The organism is Micromonospora acroterricola (genome assembly GCF_003172955.1).
GTDB classification, from domain to species: domain Bacteria; phylum Actinomycetota; class Actinomycetes; order Mycobacteriales; family Micromonosporaceae; genus Micromonospora; species Micromonospora acroterricola.
Genome location: NZ_QGKR01000191.1, coordinates 1 through 11,564, shown reverse-complemented (window position 1 = coordinate 11,564; position 11,564 = coordinate 1). Strand labels below are relative to the sequence as shown.

Sequence of the window (11,564 nt, the reverse complement as noted above, 5' to 3'; positions counted from 1 at the left end):
GTCTCCGGCTGGTAGCCGCTCTCCAGCAGCGCGTACCGGGACTCCACCGGCGGGCTGCCGTGCCGGTAGGCGTTGTCCAGCAGCGCGTAGCGCGACTCGACCGGCTCGACCCGTCGGGGCGGCGGCTCGGGCTCGGGCTCGGCCCGGTACGCCGGCTCCGCCCGATAGTCCGGCTCAACCCGGTACGCCGGCTCCGCCCGGTAGTCCGGCTCGGCCCGGTACGCCGGCTCCGCCCGGTAGCCGGGCTCGGCGCGGTAGCCCGGGTCACCCCGGTAACCCGGCTCACCCCGATAGTCCGGCTCGGGCCGGTAACCCGGCTCCCCCCGGTAGTCCGGCTCGGGCCGGTACGCCGGTTCGGCACGGTAGGCGGGGTCGACGCGGTAGGTCGCCTCGGCGCGGTAACCCGGCTCCGCGCCGTACGACAGCTCGGCCGGATGCCCGATGGCCGGCGCCCGCCCGGCGTAGCCGTTGGGTGCCGCGCGCTGCGGCAGCGAATCCGGCGGCGGCTCGTCGGCCCGCCGGTCGGGCTCGGCCTGCTCGGCGCCACGGGCGCCGTGCCGGGCGCGGTCCAGCAACGCCCGCCACCTCGGCGCTGGTTCGGCCGGCCGGCCCCAGCCGGTCTCACTGCCCTCCACGGCCCGTCCTCCCAGCGCCATCGATCTCCGTCTGACAGGCTACGAAGGAAACCCTATTCGGACCACACCACGGCACGCACACCACCCGGCGCGGATCACGACGGGGAGGGCGTCGGGGGCCCGGCGTCGGAGGCGTCCGGCGAGGTGGTGACGCTCGGCGGGACCACCTCGGTCGGCTCGGTGGCCGACGGCTCGGGTGACGGAATCGTCACGACCGGTGCGGGTTCCGACGATTCGCCCACCGGCGCCGGGGGCGCCGGCGTGGCCGGCGTCGACTCCCGCGGCCCTTCCGTGGCCGGCGCCGTGCTCGGCTCGGTGTCGGCCGGCGGGCGGACCACGTCGCGCTGCTCGGGCAGTGGCGGCGTGAAGACCGCGCGGTCCAGCCGGTACACCTCCGGGGCCGGGTCCACCGCTCGCACGGCCGGCCGGGCCGCCATGCCGCGCAGCACCCCTGGCGCCGCCCGCACCACCGCCGCGTAGACGCAGGCGCACCCGGTGCGGTACGCCGCCGCCTCGGCGGCCGCGACGGCCGCACCGCTGCGGTACCACTCGCGCAGTTCTCGCTCGTCCACGCCGCCGCCGGCCACCGCGGCGGCTCGCGCCCGGTAGTCCGCGGCCTCGGTGTCCTTGCGGACGGCCACCTCCGCCATCCCCGCGACCACGTCGTCCGGCACGCGAAGCGCGGGAATCCTGACGATCTCGGTCTGCCGGCCGGGCAGCGGCACCCGCCCGAACACCGTCGAGACCGGCACGTCGCCGAGCACCGCCGCCAGTCGCTGCGGCGGCAGGTACGCGTCGAGCGTGACCAGGGCGTATGTCCCCTCCCCTGCCACCGGCGCCGCCGTGGGCAGCGCCGCCAGGTCGGCCGCGGCGGACCGCAGGTAGCCGGGAACGGAGTCGCCGTCGACCACCCCGACCCGGGTCACCTCGCCCACCGTCCGGTCACCGACCGGAGCGTCGTCGACGGCCCAGACCGCGGTGCCCAGCACCGCCGCCGAGGAGAGCAGCGCGGCCCAGGTGAGCACCCCGGACCGCCCCGACCGCTCGCCCAGCCGGGCCATGGCCCGGGTCAGCGGCGGCAGCAGCCGTTGGTCCAACTGCCGCAACAGGTCGCCGGCGCGCACGGGCGGGATCCCCTCGTCGGATCGGTGTCGGGCGGTCGCCGCTCAGTCACGCAGGATCTGGAGCGCGCGGTCCAGATCGTCAGGGTAGTCGCTGACGAACCGGACCTCGTCCCCCGTTCGGGGGTGCAGGAAGCTCAACTCGCGGGCGTGCAGCCACTGCCTGGCCAGCCCGAGCCGGGCCGAGAGGGTGGGATCGGCTCCGTAGGTGAGGTCGCCCACACAGGGGTGCCGCAGGGTGGAGAAGTGCACCCGGATCTGGTGGGTCCGGCCGGTCTCCAAGCGGACGTCGACCAGGCTCGCCGCCGGGAACGCCTCGAGCGTCTCGTAGTGGGTGATGCTCGGCTTGCCACCGGACACCACCGCCCAGCGGTAGTCGTGGGTGGGGTGCCGGTCGATCGGCGCGTCGACGGTCCCGCGCAGCGGGTCGAGGTGCCCCTGCACCACCGCGTGGTAGCCCTTGTCCACCTCGCGGTACTTGAAGGCCCGCTTCAGCGCGGTGTACGCGTGCTCGCTCTTGGCCACCACCATGATCCCGGTGGTGCCCACGTCGAGCCGGTGCACCACGCCCTGCCGCTCGGCAGCGCCGCTGGTGGAGATGCGGTGCCCGATCGCGGCCAGCGCGCCGATCACGGTCGGGCCGGTCCAGCCCGGGCTGGGGTGGGCGGCCACACCCACCGGCTTGTCCACCACGACGATGTCGTCGTCGGCGTACACGACCCGCAGGCCGGGCACCGCCTGCGGCACCACGGTCGGCGGGGCGACCGGCGCGGGCAGCGTGACCTCCAGCCAGGAGCCGGCCTTGACCTTGTGCGAGTTGGGCCGGGTGGCGCCGTCCACCAGCGCGTCCCCGGCGTCGACCAGGGCCGCTGCGGCGGTGCGGGAGAGCCCGAACAGCCGGGACACGGCCTGGTCCAGTCGCATGCCGTCGAGGCCGTCCGGCACGGGCAGTGAGCGGTGGTCGCCGCCGGCGGCGAACGCGGAGGTCATGCCCGCTCCCGCTGGTCGGCGGTCTGGGTCGCGGTCGCGGCGGCCGGGTCGCCGTCGCGGCCGACCCGCCGGCCGTCACGCTGGCGGCCGGTCAGCTCCAGCAGCACGGCCAGCAGCACGCCGCAGACCAGCGAGCTGTCGGCCAGGTTGAACACCGGCCAGACCTGGCCGTACGGGTCGAAGAGGCTGATCATGTCGACCACGTGCCCGTGGAAGGGCGAGGGCGCCCGGAAGATCCGGTCGACGAGGTTGCCCAGCGCGCCGCCGAGCACCAGGCCGAGGGAGATCGCCCAGGGCAGCGAGCGCAGCCGCAGCGCCATCCAGACGATCCAGCCGACCACCCCGATGGTGATCAGCGGGAAGACCCAGGTGTGGTCCGAGCCGATGCTCCACGCCGCGCCGCTGTTGCGGGTGAGGCTGAAGTAGACCAGCCCGCCGAGCAGCCGGACCGGCTCACGGTCGGTCAGCGTCGCCAGCGCGAGGTGCTTGGTGGCCAGGTCGGCCAGCAGGGCCACCAGGGCGACTCCGGCGAGGATCACGACGGCCCTGGGCCGAGGCTTGTCGCCCCCCGGGTCGGTGCGGCCGGGTTCGGCGGACGGTGCTGCGGTCATGCGCTCCCCATCGACAGTCTCGGCGGTGATCGCTCACCGTCTCATCGCCGCCGGGGAGCGGACCTCAGCGCCGCTCCTCCAGCTGCTTGCACGTCACGCACAGGGTCGCCGACGGGAAGGCGGCGAGGCGCTCGACCGGAATCGGGTTGCCGCACCGCTCGCACCAGCCGTAACCACCCTCGTCGAGGCGCTCCAGGGCGCGCTCGACCTGCGTGATCCGTTCCAGGATGCTGTTGGCGAGGGAAATCTCCTGCTCCCGCTCGAGCGTCTTGGTGCCGGTGTCGGCCTGGTCGTCCCCGGCCGAGTCGGTCAGCCGATCGCGCTGCAGCTCGGTGATCTCACTCAGCGTCTGATCGTACTCGGCGCGAAGCTCGTCCCGCCGCGCCGCCAGCGCCGCCCGGATCTTCTCGGTCTCCGCCGCGCTGCGGGTGGCCTTCGCCACCGGCTTGCGGCCGGCGGTCCTGGTGTCGGCTGGCTTCGCCATGGGTCGCTCCCTCGGCCGCGGCACCGCGTGGTTCGCGGCGCCTGGTCAGGGGGCGCCAACCAGGGCGTCCCCTATGTACGAAAAGGGGCGCGCAGCGACGATGGCCGCGCACTCCGGAGGTTGGCAAGAATACGGAACGTACAGGCGTCCGACAACGTGCCGCACCGTCGCACCGCTTAACAGCCCCGAGCCCTGCCTAACTGGGGCAAAAGGAACGCTAGCAGATCACCGGTCGGCCTCATCCCCGTACTCACCAAACCACCGGGCCAGCCGACCCCGCCGGCTGACCGCCCGCAACCGCCGCTCGGTGGCGTCACGCACGCCACCCGTGGCCACGATCAACAGGCTGTCGCCGGTCTTCAGTCGGGTGTCCGGACCGGGCACGAACCCCACCCCGTCGCGCAGCACCAGGGTGACCGAGGCGCCCAGCGGCAGCCGCAGCTCGTCGACGTGCACGCCGGCGAGCCGCGAACCCGGTGGCACCTCCAACTGGAGCAGGTCGGCCCGCATCCGCTCCAGCGGAGCCGTCTCGACGTGGATCTCGGTGGCCTCCGCCGGCGCGGTGATCCTCAGCCGGCGGGAGAGCGGCCCGAGCGTTCCGGTCTGCACCAGCGTGAAGATCACGACCAGCACGAAGACCGCGTCGAACAGGCGCTCCGCCCCGGGCACCCGCTCGGAGAGCGGAATGGTGGCCAGCACGATCGGCACCGCCCCGCGCAACCCGGCCCACGACAGGAACACCTGCTCGCGCAGGTTCACCCGGAACGGCAGCGCCGACACGACCACCGACAGCGGCCGGGCCAGCAGCACCAGCGCCAGCCCGGCGACCACGGCCGGCAGCACCGCCGCGTCCAGCCGGCCCGGCGAGGCCAGCAGACCGAGCAGCACGAACAGGCCGATCTGGGCGAGCCAGGCCAGGCCGTCGGCGAAGCCGAGGATCGCCTGCCGGTGCGGCAGCCGGGCGTTGCCCAGCAGCACCCCGGCCACGTAGACGGCGAGGAACCCCGAGGCGTGCAGCACCGCGCCCGCCGCGTACGCCAGCACGGTGATCCCCACCGCCGCGATGGGATACAGCCCGGCCGAGGGCAGCGCCGCCCGGCGCAGCGCCCAGGTGCCGGCGACACCGGCCCCGACACCCACCGCGGCCCCGACAGCCAGCTCGTAGGCGACCAGGCCGGCCTCGTACCACCACGGGTGCGACCAGCCCTGATGGGACAGCAGCACCACCAGCAGCACCACCGGGGCGTCGTTCATGCCCGACTCGGCCTCCAGCGTGGCCACCAGCCGGGGTGGCAGGCGCAGCCGGCGCAGGGTGGCGAAGACCGCGGCCGCGTCGGTGGAGGAGAGCACCGCCCCGTACAGCAGGGCCAGCCGCCAGTCCAGCCCGAGCAGCAGGTGCAGGGCGACGCCGACCAGCACGATACTGACCACCACGCCGACGGTCGAGAGCGCGGCGGCCAGGCCGAGCACCGGCCGCAACGTGCTCCACCGGGCGGTCAGACCGCCCTCCGCGATGATCACGATCAGGGCGCAGAAGCCGAGGGTCCGGGTCAGCTCGACGTCGTCGAAGCGGATGCCCAGCCCGGACTCGCCGATCGCCACGCCCAGCGCCAGGTAGACGAGCAGGCTGGGCACCCCGAGCCGGGTGGAGAGCCGGACGGCGCCGACCGCCACCAGCAGCACCGCCGCGCCGAGCAGCAGCGCGATATCCAGCCCCGGCGTCACGGTTGCCTGACTCGGGCGTTCCTCACCCTGCGGATCCGTCGCGCAGCCGGCGCAGGACGTCGGACAGCGCCGGGCCGGGCCGGTCGACGAGGAAGAGCTTGTCCCGGCTGGCCGCGCCGGTACGCAGCGACACCGCCGCCGGCCGGACGCCCAACGCGGTGGCCAGGGCACGGCGGGCGGCCTCGGTGGCCCGACCGTCCACCGCGGGGGCATGGACCGCGATCACCAGGGCGGGGCCGTGCGGACCGTCGAACCGGCCACCGACCCGGTCCCGGGAGGCGCCGGGCTTCACGCGTACCGCCACGGTGAGCGTGTCCTGCGCGGGCACCGGGTGCCGTTTTCAGATCGGCCGGGCGTCGGCGAGCAGGGCGGTGGCCGGCGCGCAGTGCGCGCACGGGGTGAAGCCGAGCTCGACGGCCTCGACGACCGGCAGCGTCTCGGACGCCTGCCCGGCGAGGTGCGGGCAGGTGGCGAGGTGGTAGCGGGGCCGGCCGTCGACCACCTCGACGGGGTCGGGCAACCGGGCCACCCGGGCCGCCTCGGCGGGGGTGACCGGCTGCTCGGCCGGCTCGTCCGTCGCACCGGCGGACGCGCCGACGCCCGACGCCTCGTCGCCCGGCGCCGCGAAGGGCGACACCGCACTGGCGGACGGGGCATCGGGCGACGCGACATCAGCCGACCCCGCGAAGGGCGAGGCCTGATCGGCCGGAGGGTCGAAGGGCGAGCCGTGGTCGACCGGCGGGTCGGGTGGTTGCCGCCACCCGGCGCCGCCGGTACCGACCGTCGTGGGCACGTGCTGGACCGGGACGTCCGGCTCGACCAGCGGCGGCCCGTACGCGACACCCGGTCCGGCCTGGTTGGCCGTGCGGGACGCTCCGGGGCTCCGCCAGCCGGGTCGGCCGGGGTCCGCCGTCGCGCGGTTGGCGGCTGCCTGGCGGGCGCCCACCACCAACGCGACGGCGGCCAGCAGACTGGCCGCAATGGAGATGACCAACATGATGCTGGAGCCACCGGCCAGACCGAGCACCAGTAGCACCACCGCGACGAGGATGAGCAGGAGACTCGCGACTATCACGGCTCACCCCCGCCGCGTCGTGCCGTCCAGACGGGGCCGGCGACCGTCACCATCTGCGGACAGCGATCGCCGGCCGGTGCTCAGCGTCCGGCTTCGAGGGCGCCGGAGCGCCCGCCGCCGTACGAACCGGCGAGACCGGCTGCCGCCAGCCCGTTGCCACCGGCTACCCGGCTCGCCTCGGACCGCGTCATCTCGGCTTCGAGGCCCTGGCCGCGACCGTCGAGGTCACGCAGCTGGCTCTCCAGGTACGCCTTGAGCCGGGTGCGGTACTCGCGCTCGAACTGCTTGAGCTCCTCGATGTGCTTCTGCAGCGCCGTGCGCTTGGCGTCCAGGCCGCCCATGGCCTCCTGGTGCCGCTGGCGGGCGTCCCGCTCCAGGGCGTCGGCCTTCGCGCGAGCCTCGCGGGTCACCTCCTCGGCCTTGCCGCGGGCCTCGGACAGGAGCTGGTCGGCCTCGCGGCGCGCGTCGGACACGTGGTCGTCGGCGGTCCGCTGGGCCATCATCAGCACCCGCAGGGCCTGCTGCTCGCCGTCGCCGGTGACCGCACCCGGGCCGCCGGTCGCGCGGACCTGCTCCAGCTCGGACTGCATGGCGCGGGCGGCCTGCTCGGCTGCCGCCTTGTCGCGCTGCACCCGGTCCAGCTGGGCCTTCACGTCGTTGAGCTCCGCCGCCAGTCGGGCGTCGCCGCCGGGGCCGGCGGGGGCGCCGCCACGGCCGCCGCGCTCCACCTGGGCGCGCAGCTCGTTGTTCTCCTCGATGAGACGGGCGAGTTCGCGCTCGACCTCGTCCAGGAAGGCGTCGACCTCCTCCTCGTCATACCCCCGCTTGCCGATCGGCGGCTTTTTGAAGGCGACGTTGTGTACGTCGGCCGGGGTCAGCGGCATCGAAACTCCTCGGGTCAGTTGCGGCCGCGAAAGCGCGTCGGTCATCAGGCAGATGCCCTGATCGACGGCCCTAACACGAACTCCATCAGCACGAACAGGATAACCAGGAGCACAAGGGAGGCCAGGTCGATGCTCACGGTACCAATTCGCAGCGGAGGGATCACACGCCTCAACGCGTTGAGAGGGGGATCAGTGACGCTCCACACGGATTCCAGTCCGGCCGATGCTCCACGCCCCGGCTGCCACCGGCGGCCGTACTGGAGGACGGCGCTCAGCACGAACCGTGACAGAAGAAGGAGCAGGAAGACATAAAGGATCAGGTACAGCACTTGCAGTAAGATCGACAACACGGTCAGCGACGTCCCTCGGGTCGGGCGGGATCAACTCAGACTGAAAAAGCCGCCCTCAGCGATCTTGGCCTTGTCCTCCGCGGTGACCTGGACATTGGCCGGTGAGAGCAGGAACACCCGATTGGTCACGCGCTCGATCGTACCGCGCAGCCCGAACGCCAGACCGGCGGCGAAGTCAACCAGACGGCGGGCATCGGCCTCGTCCATCTCGGTGAGGTTGATGATCACCGGAACGCCGTCGCGGAAGTGCTCACCGATGGTGCGCGCCTCCCGGTAGGTCGTCGGGTGCAGCGTGGTGATCTGGTAGCGCTGCTCCTCCTCGGGCATGGCCCGCTCACGCGGCGTGACCTGCGGCGCGAGGGCGAGGTTGTCCCGCGTGTGGTAGGTCAGCGCGCCGGAGGTCTCGCCGGCCGAGGACCGCGTGATGGACCGGACGCTGGCCCGCTCGGCCCGCTCCGAACGCTCGTTGTCGCCCCGGTCGGACTCGCCGGCCCGCCCGTTCGACCGCTCGGAGAGCCGGCCGCGCTCGCTGGCCCGCGACCGGGGAGCCGGCGGCTCCTCGGTGTCGTCGTCGTCCTCGTCGGCGAACTCCTCGGAGTACCGGCTCTGCCGGTACCGCGAGTCGCGGTAGCCACCCTTGTCGTAACCACCGTCGTCGTAGGCCCGCTCGTCGTCCTCTTCGACCAGACCGAGCCAGACCCCCGCCTTGCGCAGTGCACCCATCCCGCGCCCTTCCGTCCGCCGTGCGGCACGCGCCCCCGTGCCATGTCGCCCGTCGCGAGTGGACAACCATGCCCATCGGACCGGAACGGCAATCCCCTGGCGCGCGATTCGCGTCGCGCGCCACGACCCCCGACTAGGAGACGCCGTCCCTGAAACAACACTGATGTAATTTGCTTCTCTCGCGGTCAGGCTACCGCAGCGTGGAGCGCATTCCGAGCAACGCGCTACCCACGCGGACATGTGTCGCGCCGTATCGGATCGCGATTTCCAGATCGCCGCTCATTCCGGCGGACAAGGCGGTCGCTCCCGGGTGGACCGCGCGGAACGCCTCCGCCACCTCGGCCAGCCGGGCGAAGGCCCGCTCGGGCGCCCAACCGAGCGGCGCCACCGCCATCAGGCCGGCCAGCCGCAGTGTCGACGCCTCGGCCACCGCAGCGGCCACCGGCTCCAGACCCGAGTCCGCGTCGGCCGAATCCGGCAACGCGCCACCCCGGCCCGGGGCCCCGTCGATGCTCACCTGCGCCAGGGCGGCCAGTGGCCGCTCCCGGTCGGCCGCAGCGGTGGCCAGCGCCCGGGCCAGCCGGACACTGTCGACGGAGTGCACCACGTCGGCGTACCGGACCACCGAGCGCGCCTTGTTGCGCTGCAACTGGCCGATGAAGTGCCAGCGCGGGCTCACCCCGGCCGCGGCCACCTCCGCGGCCTTGCCGGCCGCCTCCTGGTCACGGTTCTCCCCCACGTCGGACACTCCGAGCGCGGCCAGCGCCACCACGTCGCTGGACGGGTAGGTCTTGGTCACCGCGATCATCGTGACCTCGGCGCGGTCCCGGCCGGCGTCCGCGCAGGCGTCCGCGATCCGGGCCCGGACCTGGGCCAGGCCGGCCGCGAGTTCGGCGCGCCGGTCCGGTCGTACCGTTGCTGAGCTGTCGGTCATCGGCGGTGCTCAGGACCCGTTCTTGAGAAAGTCGGGCACGTCCACGTCGTCGAAGAGCACCCGGCGCGGCGACTGGGCCGGTGCCGGCATGGTGGCCGGCGGCGGCACCGGGGCGCTCTGCGCCGCCGGCTGGTTGGTGTTGGTCTTGCGGGTCGGCTCGGCGGCCTTGTACGCCGGGGCACCCCCGTCGAAGCCCGCCGCGATGACCGTCACCCGCACCTCGTCGCCGAGCGCGTCGTCGATGACCGCGCCGAAGATGATGTTGGCGTCCGGGTGGGCCGCGTCGGTGACGAGCTGAGCCGCGTCGTTGATCTCGAACAGGCCCAGGTCGGAACCACCGGCGATGGAGAGCAGAACGCCCCGCGCGCCGTCCATGCTCTGCTCCAGAAGCGGGCTGGAGATCGCCGCCTCGGCCGCCTCGACCGCGCGGTTCTCACCGCGGGCGCTGCCGATGCCCATCAGCGCGCTGCCGGCGCCGCTCATCACGCTCTTGACGTCGGCGAAGTCCAGGTTGATCAGACCCGGGGTGGTGATCAGGTCGGTGATGCCCTGCACACCGGAGAGCAGCACCTGGTCGGCGGTGCGGAACGCGTCCATCATGCTGATGCCGCGGTCGCCCAGCGCGAGCAGCCGGTCGTTCGGGATCACGATCAGGGTGTCGCACTGGTTGCGCAGTTCGTCTATTCCGGACTCGGCCTGGACCTGGCGGCGCTTGCCCTCGAAGGAGAACGGCCGGGTCACCACGCCGATGGTCAGCGCGCCGAGCTTGCGGGCGATGTTCGCCACCACGGGCGCGCCACCGGTGCCGGTGCCGCCGCCCTCACCGCAGGTCACGAAGACCATGTCGGCGCCCTTGAGCACCTCCTCGATCTCGTCGCGGTGGTCCTCGGCCGCGTTCTTGCCGACGTCCGGGTTGGCGCCGGCCCCCAGCCCACGGGTCAGCTCCCGACCGACGTCGAGCTTGACGTCGGCGTCACTCATCAGCAGCGCCTGCGCATCGGTGTTGATCGCGATGAACTCGACGCCCTTGAGCCCAACCTCGATCATCCGGTTGACGGCGTTGACGCCGCCGCCCCCGATGCCGACGACCTTGATGACCGCCAGGTAGTTGTGCGGAGGTGTCATCTCCGGTCCTTCCCTTCGAGATTGGCTTCGGCCGACCGGGTACGGCGTGGCCAGACCAGCGACCGACGACAGCTGTCACCAGCGAGGATCAGAGTTGAACCCTCACCCTCTACTAGAGGCTTACAGTTATGTCAACCACTGATCCTCTTCGGGGCAACGTAAGCGCCGCCGTGCGATGAGCCAAGGACCCGACCGGCGTGTCGCCGCCCGGAGCGTGACGAGTCACCCTCCCGCACCTCGCGGCACGCCCTTCGGTCAGCGGAAGGTCACCACATCGGGCGCGCTCACGTCGATCCGGTCGGCGTCCTCGTCGAGCAGCGCGGTCGCCACCCGGGCCTTGTCCGTACCCCGGGTCGCGTCCCCCCAGACCACCGTCCGGTCCCCGCGCAACCGCAGGCTGATCCGGGCCAACCCCTCCACGTTCACGTCCACCAGCTCGTCGCGCAGCCGCGGGGTCAGCGCGGCCAGAACCTCCAGCCCCGCCCGGGTGCCCGGGTCGTCGCCGGCCGGCCGGGCCACCTTCACCAACAGCAGCCCGGCGGGGCGCTGGGCGACCGTCCGGAACGCCACCCCGCTCCGGTCGATCAGGGCGAACGCCTCCCCCTGCGGCACCGCCGCCGCCGGGGTCCGCTCGGTCACCCGGACCACCAGCGTGCCGGGCCAGTCCCGGGACACCGTGGCCCGCTCCACCGGCGCCAGCGCGCCGACACGGCGGGCGGCGGCGGCCAGGTCCACCCGGGCCAGCGGCACACCGTCGGCAACCTCGACCGCGTCGCGCACCTGCACCGGGGTGACCAGGCCGGCACCCTCCACCCGCACCTCGCGAACCCCGAACAACCCGGTGCCCAGCACCGTCCAGGCGATCAGCCCGGCCAGCGCGAGCACACCGGCCGCCACCGCCCACGGC

The 11,564-nt window shown here is 73.5% G+C and carries 13 protein-coding genes and 1 pseudogene; all 14 read right to left on the bottom strand.

The window, feature by feature from the left end:
* A pseudogene (locus tag DKT68_RS14340) lies at positions 1–656 on the bottom strand (ATPase); the annotation flags it as partial.
* A 74-nt stretch (positions 657–730) separates the two neighbouring features.
* Entirely contained in the window at positions 731–1,759 is a 1,029-nt protein-coding gene (locus DKT68_RS14335) for a hypothetical protein (protein ID WP_109817902.1), read from the bottom strand.
* A gap of 42 nt (positions 1,760–1,801) precedes the next feature.
* Positions 1,802–2,746: an RluA family pseudouridine synthase gene (locus tag DKT68_RS14330; protein ID WP_109817901.1), complete on the bottom strand. Its 945-nt coding sequence runs from the start codon at positions 2,744–2,746 to the stop codon at positions 1,802–1,804.
* Positions 2,743–3,357 carry a signal peptidase II gene (lspA, locus tag DKT68_RS14325; RefSeq protein WP_109817900.1) on the bottom strand — a complete coding sequence of 205 codons (615 nt, stop codon included), beginning with the start codon at positions 3,355–3,357 and terminating at the stop codon, positions 2,743–2,745. The genes DKT68_RS14330 and lspA overlap by 4 nt, the downstream gene beginning before the upstream one ends.
* 64 nt (positions 3,358–3,421) lie before the next feature.
* Positions 3,422–3,841, bottom strand: a complete 420-nt coding sequence (locus DKT68_RS14320) for a TraR/DksA family transcriptional regulator (protein ID WP_074313014.1) — start codon at positions 3,839–3,841, stop codon at positions 3,422–3,424.
* 225 nt (positions 3,842–4,066) lie between these two features.
* Positions 4,067–5,566 carry a potassium/proton antiporter gene (locus DKT68_RS14315; RefSeq protein ID WP_109817899.1) on the bottom strand — a complete coding sequence of 500 codons (1,500 nt, stop codon included), beginning with the start codon at positions 5,564–5,566 and terminating at the stop codon, positions 4,067–4,069.
* Between the two features lie 22 nt (positions 5,567–5,588).
* Positions 5,589–5,894, bottom strand: a complete 306-nt coding sequence (locus DKT68_RS14310) for a DUF167 domain-containing protein (RefSeq protein WP_109817898.1) — start codon at positions 5,892–5,894, stop codon at positions 5,589–5,591.
* 12 nt (positions 5,895–5,906) lie between these two features.
* Positions 5,907–6,641, bottom strand: a complete 735-nt coding sequence (locus DKT68_RS14305; protein WP_109817897.1) for a hypothetical protein — start codon at positions 6,639–6,641, stop codon at positions 5,907–5,909.
* Positions 6,642–6,721: 80 nt separating this feature from the next.
* Positions 6,722–7,525, bottom strand: a complete 804-nt coding sequence (locus DKT68_RS14300) for a DivIVA domain-containing protein (RefSeq protein WP_109817896.1) — start codon at positions 7,523–7,525, stop codon at positions 6,722–6,724.
* 44 nt (positions 7,526–7,569) lie between these two features.
* A complete protein-coding gene (locus DKT68_RS14295) occupies positions 7,570–7,875 on the bottom strand; it encodes a YggT family protein (RefSeq protein WP_030334503.1) in 306 nt (101 codons plus the stop codon).
* 30 nt (positions 7,876–7,905) lie between these two features.
* Positions 7,906–8,598 (bottom strand): cell division protein SepF, encoded by a 693-nt coding sequence (locus DKT68_RS14290; RefSeq protein ID WP_109817895.1) that lies wholly within the window; start codon positions 8,596–8,598, stop codon positions 7,906–7,908.
* Between the two features lie 190 nt (positions 8,599–8,788).
* On the bottom strand, positions 8,789–9,532 hold the full coding sequence (locus DKT68_RS14285; RefSeq protein WP_109817894.1) for a YggS family pyridoxal phosphate-dependent enzyme: 744 nt from the start codon (positions 9,530–9,532) through the stop codon (positions 8,789–8,791).
* Between the two features lie 9 nt (positions 9,533–9,541).
* Complete coding sequence (gene ftsZ, locus DKT68_RS14280) at positions 9,542–10,657, bottom strand: cell division protein FtsZ (RefSeq protein ID WP_109817893.1); 1,116 nt, start codon at positions 10,655–10,657, stop codon at positions 9,542–9,544.
* Between the two features lie 255 nt (positions 10,658–10,912).
* On the bottom strand, positions 10,913–11,564 hold a 652-nt coding region (locus DKT68_RS14275), incomplete at its 5' end, for a cell division protein FtsQ/DivIB (RefSeq protein WP_109817892.1).